Here is a 16,717-nt window from a genome sequence, read left to right on the forward strand (position 1 = left end):
GTTTCAAGAAATTATTTAGGACTTTTCTGGCGTCCAAAACTCCCGATAGGGTATTTCACCACCAAAGTTGCCGCCTTGTTGCCGAGGAACTGGATAACCTCCACCATCGCAACGATGATAACGACCGATTCGATCATCACGTCAGTACGGAAACGCTGGTAGCCATAACGGATGGCTAGATCACCAAGACCTCCCCCGCCGATTGCCCCCGCCATCGCCGAATAGCCAATCAGCGTGATTATAGTCAAAGTAACACCAGAAATAATCGATGGAAGCGCTTCGGGAATCAACACTTTTCGCACCACCTGACGTTTGGATGCGCCCATGGCAACAGCCGCCTGGATTACGCCCTTGTCCACCTCGTTCAACGCCGTTTCGGTCAAGCGCGCAATAAAAGGAGCCGCCGCAATGGATAGCGGAATAATCGTTGCCTCAGTTCCAATCGCCGTACCCAACACCACACGGGAAAGCGGGAACAGCACAATCATCAAAATCACGAACGGGAACGAGCGCAGCACATTCACGATACGGCTAATTAATTGATACGGAATAATTTTGGGAGCGATACCGCGCGGGGATGTGACAAATAAGAAAATTCCAAGAGGAAATCCGAGAAGAATCGCGAACAACGTCGAAAAGAAAACCATGACGACAGTTTCCCAAGTCGATTGCAAAACCAGTTCTGTTATAGGACTCATCTTTTGTTCACCTCGTAACCTTGAGCCTGCAAATAAGCGATAGCGGAATCCACTGTGATTTCTTCGCGACGGATGTTCGACAAAAATTCACGAGTGATTTCGTGCCTGGGCGAACGGAAAACATCCGACACCGCACCCGTCTCGATAACGTAACCTTTGTCTACAACAGCGACATATTGGCAAGCATCGCGCACCACTTCCATCTGGTGCGTAATCATCACCACTGTGAGATTCATTCCTGCGTGGATTTTCTTAATCAAGTCCAGAATTTCGTGAGTCGTCTGCGGGTCAAGCGCACTCGTCGCTTCGTCGCAAAAAAGAATGTTCGGCCGCGGCGCCAAGGCACGTGCAATCGCCACGCGCTGTTTTTGACCGCCCGAAAGTGTTGTAATCGGCGACTTCTCGCGGTCTTCAAGGCCCACAAGCGCAAGCATCTCTTTGACGCGAGCGTCGATATCGCGGCGGTTCCAACCTGCAAGTTCCAGCGGGAACGCCACATTCTTGCCTGCCGTGCGAGAACTGAACAAATTAAAATTCTGGAAAATCATTCCGATTTCGAGCCTACGGCGGTTCAGCTCTTTTTTGGGCAAATGGTCCACACGAACGCCATCGTAATAGACCTCGCCCCTATCGGGAGTTTCTAACAAACTCGCAAGTCGCAACAGCGAAGATTTGCCAGCCCCGCTCTTGCCGATAATGCCGATGATGGAATTATCAGGAAAATCAAGGGAAACATCCTTGACTGCCGTGACGCTTGCGCGTTTTGTCGTGTATGTTTTATTGAGATGTTCGAGCCTAAGCTGCATTGACGCAATCTAAAAAACGGGAACCACTTCGCCCTTGGTGTACTTGCCCTTAATCCAATTCTTGACCTTTTCGCTCTTGAGGGCATTCACCAAGGCCTGAATCTTTGCAGACTTCTCGTTACCCGCCTTGACCGCAATAACATTCACGTAAGGCGAACTCGCATTTTCAACAAACAAACCATGAGACGATGCATTAAGACCTGCCGGAATCGCATAGTTGCCGTTGATGGCTGCCGCATCCACATCCTGCAAAATGCGCGGGAGCGAAGCAGCCTCCAGTTCCTTGAACTTCAGCTTTTTCGGATTCTCGGTAATATCAATGGGAGTTGCAGTGATGCCAGACTTTGGATCAAGCTTAATAAGGCCAGCAGCCTGCAACAAAAGCAAGGCGCGCCCTTCGTTGGTCGGGTCGTTCGGAATCGCAATCGTTGCACCTTTCTTCAAATTTGCAAGCGATTTGACCTTTTTCTTGGAATTCTTCGACGGATAAAGTGCGAAAGGTTCCACATGAATGCCGCCCGCATTCACAAGATGCGTTCCCTTTTCTTTATTGAAACTTTCGAGGTAAGGCAAATGCTGGAAGTAATTGGCATCTAATTCGCCAGATTCCAGCGCCTCGTTCGGAGTCACGTAATCCGTGAACTCAACAACCTTGAGTTCATAACCCGCCTTGGCAAGGTCACCCTTAACCAAGTTCAAGATGGAAGCATGCGGCTCCGGAGTCGCACCAACCTTGATGACTTCGGCAGAAAACGCAGCAATAGCGGCAAAAGCAATAGACAAAATAATCTTACTGATATTCATTTTTACTCTCCTATTTTTTTCGCACAAAAGATAGGATTAGCAAGAGTTATCAGCAAGATATATTTAACTATAGCGTTTTATAGAATTTTTTTATACGTATTTTGTGCAAAACGCTTTACGCTTGTTTCCAATGCTTTAGTTGCGAGAGGTGTTTGTCGAAAAAGGCGCGGCGTTCTGCGTCGGGAGTATTGTCGGGATTGGGCATGTGCGAAAGCAGAAAATCGAGGAGGACCGACTTGTCGTTGTAAACAAACTTACCGTCGGTATAGCACCACTTGCAATAATCTTCGTTGAATTCGCCGCTGGGTTCACGGCTGATCATGGAATCTTCGCTGAGAGGCATTCCGCAGCATTGGCAGAAGAGTTGGCGCGGAGCGCCGAGCAACGTGTTTATGGACACGTTGAATTCACGGGAGATGACTTTGAGCATTTCGGTATTCGGCTGGGTTTCGCCAGTTTCCCAGCGGCTCACAGCTTGGCGCGTTACATGCAAGCGTTCGGCCATCTGGTCCTGGGTCAGGTTTTGATTCGAGCGCAACTTAAGCAAAACTTCTCGTACTTCCATAATATTCTCCTTTTGCAAATAAAATATTTTTAATTGTTTATCATTTCTTTTGACGAGTATAATATAGAACCAAGCTATAGCAAAAGCAAGCAACAGGCTGTTGCTTTTTTACGAGAGACGCGCAACCGAGAAGCGCGCGGCCCCCGGTCCACAAACAAAAAAAGGCGACCCTAAGGCCGCCTGAAAATTTTGAGATTCTTTCGCCTCTCGTCTGTAGCCGCAACGCGGCGTTCTTTCGTCTAACTAAGCACCGAGCTTTGCTCTAATCCAGTTGTTAGCGTTAGCGATAGCTTCGGCAATCTTTTCCGGTTCGCGGGTACCAGCCTGAGCGCGGTCCGGACGGCCACCGCCCTTACCGTTGCAAGCCTTAGCGAGATCCCTGACAATGTCGCCAGCCTTGATGCCCTTGGCCTGAACGTTCTTGCCAACCATCACGGCGATGCTACCAGAACCGTTGTCCTTGTTTGCAATCACAGCAACGCTATCGACGTCAAGCTTGTTCTGAACGCCGTCGAGCAAGTTCTTGTACTTTTCATCCGGCAAGGAGAGTTCGCGAACGAAGAGGTTCACGCCCATCACGTTGATGCCACCGTTCAAGAGTTCGGCAGCAGCGAGCGTTGCGAGTTCAAGTTTCACGAACTGGAGGCTCTTTTCGAGGTTCTGCGTCTTGGCAAACGTCTGCTGGATGCGGTCGAGAACTTCGGCATCCTTGCAGCGGAGCTGTTCACGGAGAGCGTTGAGAATCTGCGTACCTGCGCGGAGGAGGCTCAAGGCGCCACGGCCAGAAACGGCTTCGATACGGCGCACGCCAGCGGACACGCTAGATTCAGAAACGATCTTCACCATGCCGATGTTACCGGTGTTCTGCACATGCAAGCCACCGCAAAGTTCGCGGGAGAATTCGACGCCAGCGTCACCCATCTTCACAACGCGGACCTTGTCGCCATACTTTTCGCCGAACAGAGCCATAGCACCGCTAGCCTTAGCTTCATCGACGTCCATCACGTCGGTGTGGACCGGCAAGCATTCCATGATCTTGGCGTTCACGATGTCTTCGACCTTCTGAATTTCTTCTGCGGTCATGGCGTTGAAGTGGCTGAAGTCGAAGCGGAGGAGTTCGTTCGAAACGAAGCTACCCTGCTGCTGCACGTGAGTGCCAAGCACTTCACGGAGAGCGGCCTGGAGCAAGTGCGTTGCGGAGTGGTTCTTGCGGATGTCAGCGCGACGATCGTTATCGACGGTTGCCATGAACACGGCGCCCATCGTCTTTTCATTGGCTTCGCCCTTCACGACCTTACCACGGCAGAGAGCGGTATCGTTCACCTTCACGGTGTCAAACACCTGGATTTCGAGGTCGGCAGAAACGAGCGTTCCCTTGTCACCAACCTGGCCACCCATTTCGGCGTAGAACGGAGAGGTTTCGAGAACGATGCTCAAAACGCCCTTGTCTTCGCGCCAGCGGACAACCTTCGTTTCGCAAGCGGAGAGTTCATAACCGACAAAGTTTGTGCTAGCTTCGCTGTACTGCGTCCAGCCTTCGGTACCCATCGTGTTGATGCCCTGCTTCATGTTAGCGCGGGCGCGTTCCTTCTGTTCATTCATGCACTTTTCGTAGCCTTCTTCATCGATGAGGAGGCCCTTTTCTTCGGCGAGAATGCCAGTGAGGTCCGGCGGGAATCCATAGGTATCATACAGGAGGAACACCTTGTCGCCCGGAATCTTGTCGCCCTTCTTGAGTTCGGCAGAGATAGCGGCAAAGCGTTCGAGACCAGCGTCGAGCGTACGGATAAAGCTTTCTTCTTCGCTCTTGATCACAGAGGCAACGAATTCCTTGCGTTCGCGGATTTCCGGGAAGGCATCGCCCATCGTGTCGGCGAGCACCTGAACGAGCTGGCAAATGAACGGCTTCTTCTGACCGAGAAGGCGGGCAAAGCGGCTTGCGCGGCGCAAGATGCGGCGGAGCACGTAGCCACGGCCTTCGTTAGACGGAAGAGCACCGTCAGCAATAGCGAACGAAATAGCGCGGATGTGGTCGGCAATCACGCGGTGCGGGGTGCCGGCTTCGCCATCGTTGTACGGAACGCCAGAGAGTTCAGCGATCTTTGCGATAATCGGGGTGAACACGTCGGTGTCATAATTACTGGTCTTGCCCTGAAGAATAGCGCAGATACGTTCGAAGCCCATACCGGTATCAACGTTCTTGGCCTTGAGCGGAATGAGGGAGCCGTCGCTCACGCGTTCATACTGCATGAACACGTTATTCCAAATTTCAATGTAGCGGTCGTTTTCGCCGTTCACGCCCTTGATCGGGTCCTTGAACGTTTCGGCCTGCGTAGCGAGGTCGCCACGGTCGTAATGGATTTCGGAGCAAGGACCGCACGGACCGGTGTCGCCCATTTCCCAGAAGTTGGAGTGAGCGTCAAAGCGCATGATGCGGTCATCCGGAAGACCGGACACGTCCTTCCAAATCTGCCAGGCTTCGTCATCATCCTGATAGACGGTTGCAAAGAGGCGTTCCTTCGGGAGCTTCCAAACTTCAGTGAGGAGTTCCCAAGCCCAGGAAATAGCTTCCTTCTTATAATAGTCACCGAAGCTCCAGTTACCGAGCATTTCGAAGAAAGTGTGATGGTAGTTGTCGCGGCCCACGACGTCGAGGTCGTTGTGCTTACCGGACACGCGGAGGCACTTCTGGCTGTTGCATGCGCGCTTCCAACCCTTCGGATTGTCGCCAAGGAAGATGGCCTTGAACTGGTTCATGCCCGCGTTCGTGAACATGAGCGTCGGGTCGTCATGCGGAACCACCGGCGAAGAACGCACGAAGAGGTGGCCCTTGGATTCGAAGAACTTGATAAAGGATTCGCGCACCTGCGCAGAAGTCATTTTTTCGGACATAGCTATTCCTTTGATTTTTTACGAGCCCAAATTTAGCAAAAGGCGAACGCAGCGGCAAAACAATTTATTGTTTTGACATTGCTGAGCCGAGCTAAATGAGCTCCGAAGGAGCTCAAAGTAGAAAAAAAGAAACGCCCGCTCAATGGCGGGCATGACAATGTACCAATAACTAATAGCTAATGACCAATGACTACTGACCAACAACTAATAAATCTTTTTCATGTCGGTGAGGTGGCCTTCTTTTTCGTGGAAGAGCGTAAGCGAGCCACCCTGGATTTTCTGGAAAATCTTGGTGAGCTTTTCAACGGCGATAGCCTCTTCAAAGCCAACTTCGTTATAAGCGGTTTCGCCAATCACGATGCCCACGTTCATCATGTCCGGAGCCTTGCGGCGCAGATAGCTCAAGAATTCTTCATCGCTGTTAATGACATCCGTCGGCGTGAGCTTTTCAAATTCCGACGGGTCGCGCGTACTCGCGTGCAGCGGGTACATGTCATCGGCCACAATTTGCCTAGAGTTCAAATAGAAAACGTTACCGACATACAAACTAATTGAATCATTCAGTACCTGACGCACTTCAATCAGCACATCGCTCGTAATCGAAGCTTCCTGAATGTCAAGCTTAGAAGGGGCGCAAGCCATAAAAGCGAGCGAAATTGCGGCAATAGCCGTAAGGAAAAATTTTTTCATGATTACCTCTATATTTAAAATCAATATATAAAAAGGGGCCAGCATATAGCCAGCCCAGACTTATTTTTTACAAAAATTAGAATTTACATTCCGCCCAGAACAAATCCGTCCTTCTGAAGCAATTCCATCGTCTTGTTGACGGATCCTGTTGCAGCATGGCCCTTGCCGATACGGTTGTAAGCTTCATACTTAATCGTTGCCTTCCAGACAACCTTACGTTCTGCGAGGGAAAGCAGCGCAAGTTCTTCATCAAACGTATCGATGGCGTTTCCATAAAGGCCGATCTTCGTGAACGTCTTTACCAAGATGTACTTTGCATGATTCTGCTTGGCAAAGTCCGCCAGCGGGGATTCAGAAAGCGTCACTTCGTCGGTTTCGTGGAATGCAATGGCGTTTACACCATACGTTCCGCCAAGCGAACTCGCCATCATATCTGCAACTTTATTTGCAAAGTCCCTAAGCGTACTGTTAGCAGAAGCCGTGACGACAACCGTTTCGCCCTTTAGCGCATAGACCTTTTCGAAATTGGACTGTCCGATATTCGTGATAGAACAGCCTGCCAAAAGAAAGACGACGAAAAGAACGGATATAAGTTTCTTCATTATTTGCTCCTTACAATTTTATTGGTTTTAAAGTCATTGACGATTTCCTTGACCAAGTAATACTTGCCAAAGCTACCGCCCGTCTTGATAGACATTTTCCAGACGACCTTACGGGTGTCGCAACTGAACATCGTCGGCAAATATTCAACTGTAACTGACGAATTCGTTGTTTCAAGACCCATGCCAATCACCATGGCATAATTACCGCTACAATTATCAAGAACCTGGGAGATAGGTACCGGATTGATAGAAAGTTTTTCGTTATAAATAAATTCCGTCTCCAAGTCCAAGTCGGATGCATTTGCATTCCACACGGAATCAATCTTTTGCGTCAAATCTTCGTGCATGGCTCGTTCATTTACGAGCACGTACAACTTCTTCCCTGAAATTTCAAGCCCCGGTTCAGAGACTCGGTGGACTTCGTTTGCAGCGCAACCAAATAAAGTAGCGGCAAGGAGGGCAATAACGGCAAAATATTTTGTTTTCATGCGTTTTTCCAACAGGTAAAATGGTTTATTAGAAATATTTCGTCCAAAATATAGAAAAAAGCCTCCCAGATTTCTCCGGGAGGCTTGCTTCTATACACCAAACTTGTTAGTTAGCTTCGTAATCCAAGATGAGGCGGCAAACACCGTTTTCGACGATGACGTTATCCGGGCGGAGGTTCACGCGTTCCATTTCCCAGTTGCCACGGTCCCAATGATCGTAGTCAATATCTTCGCCATTGAAATCATCCTGCCAGAGCATCGTGAAGCCCTTGGTAGCCTCATCGTAAGAGTAAACGCGGACGTAGTCGATCTGCTGTTCAACCGGAAGACCGATACCGCCATCCCACTTGCCAGTCCATGCGGCACTCTTGGAGGCCCAGAGGTTAAAGCGGAGGGACTGTTCTTCGGTCAAGAATGCAACCTGGTCGGCATCGGCATGGCTACCACGGCTGAGACCAATGGGATCGCGGCGGACTTCGACGCTGTCGATTTCCCAGGACACGTATTCCGGAGTCCAGACGATAGCGTAAAGGTGGAAATCCTGCGTGGCATCAAAGCCAAAGTCATGAAGCGGCTTGCTTTCGGAGGAGGTGTTGGCCTTGATAGAGGGGTCACCTTCGCGAGTGATGATGTTGGACTGCCACTTGTCTGCGGCCTTACCCAAGACTTCGATATCGATTTCGTTCCACGGCTTTTCACCCTTTTCCCAGGAGTCATCGTAGTAAACGAACATGGAGCTCACGGAACCAGAGATGGCAGCCATCTTCATGCGTGCTTCAAAACGGCCATACTTGAACTGATCCCTACCGGTAAGTTCAGCACCGTAGAAGGAGTATTCCTTCGTCGGGTCAAGAGCGGTAAGCTTCGGCACTGCATAGGTGAACTGAGCAGCGCCATTCGAGCTAGAAGAAGCAGCCGGAAGAGCTTCCACAGAGCTGGAGGACACGCCCGGAAGAACTTCGACAGAACTAGAAGAAAGGTCCGTCGGCAAAACCGAAGCGTCAGAGCTGGAGAGTTCTGCAACCGGAGTTGCATCGGAGCTGGAAGACGCACCAGCGGCCTGGCCCGGAGCTGCCGGGATAATGTTTTCGTTCATGTCTGAGCAAGCGGCGAAGAATGCCATTGCAGCCATAGGGATAAGAATCTTTTTCATAATAACCTCGTTCTTTCTGTCTATAAGATAGCTTCTGTTCAAGCGTGAAGCACGCACACCGAGAGGAATTTTAAAACCAACTGTATCAGCCGTATTTTACATATTTTAGACGGAATTTTACATTCAAAAGCATATTTTCCAAAAATTGAACAGATAATATTTCCGTAAGCTTTTTGAAAGGTCGTTTTCGATTGAAAAGCCTCATTTTATACCTTGCCTGCCCCTTTTTTAATATGTATATTGCGTTTTACAAAAAAAATCGATAGAAAAAAGCACAATTTCGGGCCCACCTTTTTCTACAAGGCTTAAAAGTTAAACAACTTTTTAATTGTATTGACAGCCGGGTTCGAGACAAAAGAGGTTACTATGCAGGAAGCATGGACAGGCTTTAAAGGCGGTCGCTGGCAGGAAGAAATTAACGTCCGCGACTTTATCCAGAAAAACTATACTCCCTACGATGGCGACAAGTCGTTCTTGCAGGGACCGACTGAAGCTACGAACAAGCTCTGGGCAGAACTCCAGGAACTACAGAAGAGAGAAATTGCAAAGGGCGGCGTCCTCGACATGGACACAGACGTCGTCTCCACTCTTACAAGCCACAATGCTGGCTACATTTCCGAAGAAACTAAGGATCTCGAAAAGATCGTAGGTCTCCAGACCGACAAGCCGCTCAAGCGCGCATTCATGCCGTTCGGTGGCATCAAGATGGCTGAAGAATCTTGCAAGAACTACGGTTACACGCCGAGCGAAGAACTTCACCGCATCTTTACTGAATTCCACAAGACTCACAACCAGGGCGTTTTCGACGCCTACACGCCTGCAATGCGTATGGCCCGCAAGGCCCACATCATTACGGGTCTTCCGGATACTTACGGCCGTGGCCGTATCGTCGGTGACTACCGCCGCGTTGCCCTTTACGGTATCGATTACCTCATCGCCCAGAAGAAGGCCGACAAGGCTCTGACCGATGAAACGGATATGCGCGAACACGTGATCCGCGAACGCGAAGAACTCGCCGAACAGATCAAGGCTCTCGAAGGCATGAAGGTCATGGCCAAGATTTACGGCTACGACATTTCCAAGCCGGCAACGAACGCACGCGAAGCCGTGCAGTGGCTCTACTTCGGTTACCTCGCTGCCATCAAGACGCAGAACGGTGCCGCCATGAGCGTTGGCCGCGTTTCGACATTCATCGATATTTACATGACCCGTGACTTGCAGAACGGCGTCATCAACGAAACCGAAGCTCAGGAAATCATCGACCATTTCGTGATGAAGCTTCGCATGGTCAAGTTCGCCCGTATCACAAGCTACAACGAACTCTTCAGCGGTGACCCGGTGTGGGCTACGCTCGAAGTCGCTGGCCTCGGCCAGGACGGTCGCCATCAGGTGACCAAGAACGACTACCGCTTCTTGCACACGCTCGTGAACATGGGACCGGCTCCGGAACCGAACCTCACAATCCTCTACAGTCCCCGCCTCCCGGCAAGCTTCAAGAAGTTCGCTGCAGAAATCTCCGTGAAGACCAGCGCCATCCAGTACGAAAACGATGACACGATGCGCCCGATCTGGGGCGACGACTACAGCATCTGCTGCTGCGTTTCTGCAACTCAGACCGGTAAGGAAATGCAGTTCTTCGGCGCTCGTGCAAACCTCGCCAAGACGCTCCTCTACGCCATCAACGGCGGTAAGGATGAATGCCTCGTGAAGGGTACGCAGGTTGGCCCGGAATATCCGCCTATCACTAGCGAATACCTCAACTACGATGAAGTCGTCCACAAGTTTGAACTCTACATGGATTGGCTCGCTCACTTGTACGTGAACACGCTCAACTTGATCCACTACATGCACGACAAGTACTACTACGAAGCTGCCGAAATGGCTCTCATCGATACCAACGTTCGCCGTACGTTTGCAACGGGTATCGCAGGCTTCAGCCACGTTGTCGACTCCCTTTCTGCAATCAAGTACGCCAAGGTCAAGGTCATCCGCGATCCGGCTACCGGCCTCGCTCAGGACTTCCAGATCGAAGGCGACTTCCCGCGTTATGGAAACGACGACGACCGCGCAGACGATATCGCCGTTTGGCTCCTCAAGACGTTCATGTCCAAGATCAAGCAGACGCCGACTTACCGTGACTCTGAACCGACCACTTCCATCCTTACCATCACGAGTAACGTTGTTTACGGTAAGGCCACGGGCGCACTCCCGGATGGTCGTAAGCAGGGTGAACCGTTCTCTCCGGGTGCAAGCCCGAGCTACGGTGCCGAAAAGAACGGCCTCTTGGCATCCCTCAACTCTGTCGCCAAGATTCCGTACGAATACGCTCTCGACGGTATCAGCAACACGCAGACCATCAACCCGGATGCACTCGGCCATGACGACGAAGAACGTGCCAACAAGCTCGTGCAGGTTCTCGACGGTTACTTCGGCCAGAGCAGCCACCACTTGAACGTGAACGTATTCGGTGTCGAAAAGCTCAAGGACGCTATGGAACATCCGGAGAAGGAAGAATACCAGAACTTCACGATCCGCGTTTCTGGCTACGCCGTGCGCTTCATCAAGCTCACTCGCGAACAGCAGCTCGACGTGATTGCCCGCCAGGCACACGGCGTTCTCTAATCGCTTGGAAAAAGCTTAAAAAGGTTCCCGAAAGGGGACCTTTTTTTGTTATTGGGGGAATGCCGCAAAGATGCGGCGAAAAGCCGCGAAAACTATGCCACGATGTAATTTTCGTTCTTCTGACGGCGAGCGTAAACGGATTCCAGGAACTGAATCACAGAAGTCTTATCGCGCACAAGCCCACGCTTATGGCTCAAGCAAAAACGCGATGCGGAGAGTGTCTTCAACAGCTTAATTTGCTCGCCCAAAATCTGCACGTTATAAACGTCAGGAGAGCCATGACCTACCATCGGGTACGTTGCACCACCCAAAAAAACATAATCATCCACAATGAGCGCAAGCGAGCCTTTAGCATGGCTATTGGGAACCGGCAAAATTTCGATATGCACGACATCGTCAAACAAAAGCGGTGAAGACACTGTAATCTTTTCGTGACCAGCAATTTCGCCAACGACTTTTGAGGCATGCGAACCAACATAAAGCGTATCAAAATCTAGCGAAATCTCGCCACCGCACATGCGCTGGACATTCAGCAAATGGTCACGATGGAAATGTGAAATTACGATGTTCTTTTTGAGCGGAACAGTGGCATTTTTGATGCACTCGCTAGTATCAAGATGCGTCGAGCTCTCGGAACTGCACGGCAACGCGTTTATAAAATCAACAGCCTCGTCGCAGGCACCCACATCAAAAATCCACCACGCAGAATCGCCACGCACAGCAACAACATCCGCGCTCAGCGGCTCATACGACATTTGCAAATACCGGATTCTATCTGTCAGTTTCACGATTTTCGTCATCGAAAGCCAAAGATAGAATTTTCCTCCGATTCTCTGTTCTCATAAACAATAGCGTAAACACAATTCTCAAAAAAAAATAATTACGACCTTATTCCGCACTGACCGCACGCGAATACGGAGCGTCAATAACACGAGCTATTGTATCGCCATCGGCCAAACTTTCTTTGGTCGTATAAGAAATACACGGCCACAACTTTAAATCCGAATTTTGTGAACTTTTGCAATACGCATCGGCTACACCCGTAATAATTACTTTATTTATTTGAACTTTCTTCTCCCCTCTTTTGCACATACTGCAAACGACAACCGTATATGAATTCTCTCTATAAATTGAATCCAGCACGGCCACATTTTCTTTAACATCATCATTTACCGCAACCATTTCTGTTGTCGTTTTCAGGTCTTGTACAGTGATTAGGCCATCTTTAAAGAGCCCATTTCCGTCAGTTGAAATATATAAGTTGTTTCTATTATTTCGTACAACACGGCCTTCAAAAAGACGCTTGAAATTAAATGTGTATCCAGATATTTTTGAGTCTTCGTGCTCAGAAAACTGCCATTCTTCATCAACAGAAACAAGCATATACTTATCCGCATACTTGCTAGGCATAATGGTTTTCAATATCCCATTGGCGCACTGTTTTCGATTTGATTCCAATTCAGAAAGATCAACTTGCACACCTTCCTTTTCAAACAAAATTTCATCGGTACTTAGAACGCGTACATCATACTTTTCACTCAAGAGTGTTTTCATTTCATTAAAAGTTTCATTACCAGATTCAATGACCGCAACGTTCGATGAAGCAACCCGCGCTGAATTCAAATAATTTTGAGCATCATCACTAAGCACAATCGAAGACTTATCAGCAGCACCTGCCGAAGACGCAAGTGCATCAGGACCGCTTGAACACGCAGCAAACAAGCCTGCTGCAACCAAAATTTGCAAATAATGTTTCATTATGTTTTCTTCCAAAATATTTTATACACCATAAAATCTAAAAAAAATCGCAAAATAAAAAAAGATATTTTCTCCGGAAAAAATTACGGATTTACCAACCATACGCAACGCATTTTCATCGTTTTGTATCATATAGAACATCTTTCGCTTTTTACAGAACACCGCAAAAAATTCCACGCAAAACGAAAACGCAATTTTTTATTTTTACAGCATGACTCTCGGAAGAATCAACAAGCTTGAAACGTTCGGATCGGTCGACGGACCGGGAATCCGCTTTGTCGTATTTACGCAGGGTTGCCCGATGCGCTGCAAGTTCTGCCACAACCCGGAAACGTGGGATTTCGGGACTAAAAGCGCAAACGGAACCGCGAACGGATCGTTCGAAATTTCAGCAGAAGACCTGCTGAAAAAAGCCTTGCGCTACAAGCCCTACTGGGGAACTGACGGCGGCATTACAGTAAGCGGCGGCGAACCGCTGGCGCAAATCGACTTCATGATTGAATTCTTCGAGGCCGCAAAATCGGCAGGAGTCCACACGTGTGTCGACACGTGCGGCGTCACATTCAGACCCACAGGCGAACCGTTTGCTAAAATCGAACGACTGATGAAATCCACCGACCTCTTGCTCGTGGACATTAAGCACATCGACGCTGACGCACACAAGGAACTCACAGGACACGGCAACGAAAACATCATCGAATTTTTCCGTTACCTCGACCGCATCCAAAAACCCATCTGGATCCGCCACGTGCTCGTGCCTGGCATTAGCGATAACGACGAAGCCCTCACGCGCACCCGCGACTTCATCCGCACGCTCCACAACGTCAAACGAGTCGAAGTCCTCCCCTACCATGCATTCGCACTAAGCAAGTACAAGGAACTCAAAATCGACTATGCGCTAAAGGACACGCAATCGCCCACCGCCGAACGTGTCGCCAACGCCAACGAGATTCTCGAAACCGCAAAATACACCGGGTGGAAAGAGTAAGGAAGGGCAAATTCTTTAATCAAGCACAACTAGCTCCACAAAGAATCCCTTCTAGACGCATATTCGGTGATGTCATATTCAAAGACACTTTCTTTTGTTCTGCAAGTTCCTGCACTATTTCAGGAACATTCTTTAGATATCCGGCATTCGTATCTTGAGAAGACTTAACATTTTCAAGAAATTGGTAGAAACCATCTATCGACATTTCCTTTACCGCTTGACTATTTGCGTCATAGTTTACAACAAACAGTTGAGGATTACCTGATTCATTCCCTCTAGACGAAGACTCCATTACAGAATAGACAAAATAGGAATTCGTTCCAGAAATATGAACCACGGAGTTTTCGAAGCGAGATGCATCTTCAAGAGCGTTATTGACAACTTTTGAACCAACGCCGATTATATCCGACTGTTTTCCCCATCATTCAATTGTCGTCTAAAAACAGCCTTATTCACAACAGCCCTAACACCAAATGTCCGCCATTCATTCGGAATGTTGAATCTATAGGTATCATCAGCCTCTTCATACATAAGGCGCTTACCCCTAACTTCCAAAGCTCGCTTCATAAAAGAAACAAGATTTGGCAAATCCAACTTGGGAATATCATCAAGGCCACTCAAGTTAAATTTACTAGCGTTAAGTCCCAATTTCGTTGCAGTATCGACAGCCGACTCTCCACCAAATTTTCCAGTAGTCTTATCAAACCACTTATCTACACTTTGCTTGGCTTCCGCAAAATCCGTTTTTTCCATAACATCCGTAAAAAATTGGCTAGATTGCATGCCAAGCACAATTTGCATCATGTCATCGGGATCATCCATGCTCTCAGATAACATCTTTTGAATCTGATCAATTTTTTCTTCGAGATATCCCCAAATCTTGGATTCAATATTATCGGGATTGCGCACCGAAACGACTTCGACATCGTGAGTTTGTCCAAGTCGATGAACACGGCCAACTCGCTGATGAAGTCGCATAGGATTCCAAGGCAAGTCGATATGGATGAGTACATGACAATTCTTTTGAAGGTCGATACCTTCACCAGCCGCCTCTGTGGAAATCAAAAAGCGAACTTCACCATTGTTGAATTTTTCGCAAGCATCATTTCTGGAAATAGAAATGTCACGAGAACATCCATCAGGATAAACTACATCTTTTAAGGATTCATCGCCATTGATTATGGTGACACTATTGTCCCCCCATACCTTCATCAATTCTGTCATCATCAGAGATTGCGTTCTTTTATATTCCGTAAATAAAAGAACCTGATCATTCGGATATTTCTCTTTGATAATTTCAACAATGCGGTTGATCCTTGTTTCTGAGGTAACCTTTGTCGCTTTTTCTAATAATAAATTGATATGGTCTATTTCATTTTCCATCAGTTTCAAAGGTTCAGCAAGAGTCTGAACACTGATTGTAGCCTCATCATCAAAGCCCTCCCGTTCATCTTCACCATAATTTGATAGGAAATTTTTATACGCAGTAGCTTTCCCTTCCAAAGCTTCCTTACGATTTTTCAAAGCAGACGATATCGCAGCAATAGAGCTAGATGCAATTTTCTGCAAGCAGCTCAACAACAGACCTACCGCACTTCCAGCATTCCCTAAGGTTTTAGCATACATATAACCAGCAGATATGAAAGCGGTCATCGCATCATAAAATTCTTTTTCTTCAGGAGAATAAGTAAAAGTATAAGGATGCTGAGTCATCTTCGTGAAAAGAATTTTTCCCTTCATATCGACAACGTTCTTCTTGTTATTTCTAATAAAATAATCCTTAAGATGAGAATATTGCGATGCTTCGTCTTTACCGGGTCCAAACACACCAGGAGCCACCAGTGACATTAATGACCAAAAGCCATAATTTTTTCCTCGATGAGGCGTACCTGTAAATAGTAAGCTCGAAACAATTTTCCCATTTTCCTGCAACATTTCAAACAGTTTGAACTGAAGAGTCTTGTTCCCCTGTTCTTCTGCATTCATATGATGAGCTTCATCGACAACAACCAAATCCCATGCTGGAGCATCACATAAATGGTCAAACCTACCATGACTATCGGCCTGCATAGTCGATGCCGAAGCAACAACAAAAGTCGCACTTGTCCAAAAATCTGGATTCGTTTTTTCAACTTCCGTTGAATAGGCAAAGAATCCTAGATTGAACATACTTTTCATACGCTCTTGCCATTGTCCGACAAGTTTTGCAGGAGCAAGAATCAAAATGCGGCGTACCTTCCCAGTACTAAAGAGACTAGTCATAATAAGACCCGCTTCAATAGTCTTTCCCAAGCCAACATCATCCGCAATAACATATCCTATAGGCCAACGGCTCAAAACCTGTTTACATACCCACAGTTGATGTGGCAAAAGTTCTATAGACGAACTAGAAAATAGTCCCCAACTGTTATTTATAAATTTGACCACTTCACCTTGTATATGGACAAGAGCTTTTTTTTCTATTTCATTATCAACAGAGGCTGACAATTGATCAGAGAATGATGCGACCGGAGCCAATTCCGAAATGGAGATAAACTTGCCATTTTGACGATCCGAATCAAAACGGACTACAACCTGCGAATCAGTCAATACCGCTTCAATCTTTCCTCTACCAAACTCTTTATGAATTACAATATCGCCCTGTTGCATTA

15 protein-coding genes are annotated in these 16,717 nt (G+C 48.0%); 2 read left to right on the forward strand and 13 right to left on the reverse strand.

The window, feature by feature from the left end; all coding sequences use genetic code 11:
* Positions 1 to 11 precede the first annotated feature (11 nt).
* The 9 genes from FSU_RS07060 to FSU_RS07100 form a co-directional block, all read right to left on the reverse strand.
* Complete coding sequence (locus FSU_RS07060) at positions 12 to 698, reverse strand: methionine ABC transporter permease (RefSeq protein ID WP_014545773.1); 687 nt, start codon at positions 696 to 698, stop codon at positions 12 to 14.
* Entirely contained in the window at positions 695 to 1,504 is an 810-nt protein-coding gene (locus tag FSU_RS07065) for a methionine ABC transporter ATP-binding protein (RefSeq protein ID WP_014545774.1), read from the reverse strand. The genes FSU_RS07060 and FSU_RS07065 overlap by 4 nt, the downstream gene beginning before the upstream one ends.
* A gap of 9 nt (positions 1,505 to 1,513) precedes the next feature.
* The gene (locus FSU_RS07070) at positions 1,514 to 2,308 is read right to left on the reverse strand and encodes a MetQ/NlpA family ABC transporter substrate-binding protein (RefSeq protein WP_014545775.1); all 795 of its coding nucleotides are present in this window, start codon (positions 2,306 to 2,308) and stop codon (positions 1,514 to 1,516) included.
* 115 nt (positions 2,309 to 2,423) lie between these two features.
* Complete coding sequence (locus FSU_RS07075; protein ID WP_014545776.1) at positions 2,424 to 2,873, reverse strand: zinc ribbon domain-containing protein; 450 nt, start codon at positions 2,871 to 2,873, stop codon at positions 2,424 to 2,426.
* A gap of 243 nt (positions 2,874 to 3,116) precedes the next feature.
* Entirely contained in the window at positions 3,117 to 5,765 is a 2,649-nt protein-coding gene (alaS, locus tag FSU_RS07080) for an alanine--tRNA ligase (RefSeq protein WP_014545777.1), read from the reverse strand.
* Positions 5,766 to 5,969: 204 nt separating this feature from the next.
* Positions 5,970 to 6,455: a hypothetical protein gene (locus FSU_RS07085; RefSeq protein WP_015731900.1), complete on the reverse strand. Its 486-nt coding sequence runs from the start codon at positions 6,453 to 6,455 to the stop codon at positions 5,970 to 5,972.
* An 83-nt stretch (positions 6,456 to 6,538) separates the two neighbouring features.
* Complete coding sequence (locus FSU_RS07090) at positions 6,539 to 7,057, reverse strand: lipoprotein (protein ID WP_014545779.1); 519 nt, start codon at positions 7,055 to 7,057, stop codon at positions 6,539 to 6,541.
* Positions 7,057 to 7,545 carry a hypothetical protein gene (locus FSU_RS07095; protein ID WP_015731901.1) on the reverse strand — a complete coding sequence of 163 codons (489 nt, stop codon included), beginning with the start codon at positions 7,543 to 7,545 and terminating at the stop codon, positions 7,057 to 7,059. Before FSU_RS07095 ends, FSU_RS07090 begins: the two co-directional genes overlap by 1 nt.
* Positions 7,546 to 7,651: 106 nt before the next feature.
* Positions 7,652 to 8,698, reverse strand: coding sequence for a family 16 glycosylhydrolase (locus tag FSU_RS07100; protein ID WP_014545781.1), 1,047 nt, complete (start codon positions 8,696 to 8,698; stop codon positions 7,652 to 7,654).
* Between the two features lie 366 nt (positions 8,699 to 9,064).
* On the opposite strand from FSU_RS07100, the gene pflB reads away from it, so the two are divergent.
* A complete protein-coding gene (gene pflB, locus FSU_RS07105; protein WP_014545782.1) occupies positions 9,065 to 11,320 on the forward strand; it encodes a formate C-acetyltransferase in 2,256 nt (751 codons plus the stop codon).
* A 92-nt stretch (positions 11,321 to 11,412) separates the two neighbouring features.
* Here pflB and FSU_RS07110 read toward each other — a convergent pair whose 3' ends face one another.
* Both FSU_RS07110 and FSU_RS07115 read right to left on the reverse strand, forming a co-directional pair.
* Entirely contained in the window at positions 11,413 to 12,108 is a 696-nt protein-coding gene (locus FSU_RS07110) for an MBL fold metallo-hydrolase (RefSeq protein WP_155808730.1), read from the reverse strand.
* 100 nt (positions 12,109 to 12,208) lie between these two features.
* Positions 12,209 to 13,078: a hypothetical protein gene (locus FSU_RS07115; RefSeq protein WP_015731903.1), complete on the reverse strand. Its 870-nt coding sequence runs from the start codon at positions 13,076 to 13,078 to the stop codon at positions 12,209 to 12,211.
* Between the two features lie 211 nt (positions 13,079 to 13,289).
* Between FSU_RS07115 and pflA the strand changes: the two genes are divergently transcribed.
* Entirely contained in the window at positions 13,290 to 14,066 is a 777-nt protein-coding gene (gene pflA, locus FSU_RS07120) for a pyruvate formate-lyase-activating protein (protein WP_014545784.1), read from the forward strand.
* Positions 14,067 to 14,085: 19 nt separating this feature from the next.
* Here pflA and FSU_RS15880 read toward each other — a convergent pair whose 3' ends face one another.
* Together FSU_RS15880 and FSU_RS07125 are read right to left on the reverse strand one after the other, a co-directional pair.
* The gene (locus tag FSU_RS15880; protein ID WP_014545785.1) at positions 14,086 to 14,403 is read right to left on the reverse strand and encodes a hypothetical protein; all 318 of its coding nucleotides are present in this window, start codon (positions 14,401 to 14,403) and stop codon (positions 14,086 to 14,088) included.
* Positions 14,404 to 14,465: 62 nt separating this feature from the next.
* Complete coding sequence (locus FSU_RS07125; protein ID WP_014545786.1) at positions 14,466 to 16,715, reverse strand: DEAD/DEAH box helicase; 2,250 nt, start codon at positions 16,713 to 16,715, stop codon at positions 14,466 to 14,468.
* Between the last annotated feature and the right edge of the window lie 2 nt (positions 16,716 to 16,717).

Origin of the sequence: Fibrobacter succinogenes subsp. succinogenes S85 (assembly GCF_000146505.1) — a bacterium.
Classification (GTDB): domain Bacteria; phylum Fibrobacterota; class Fibrobacteria; order Fibrobacterales; family Fibrobacteraceae; genus Fibrobacter; species Fibrobacter succinogenes.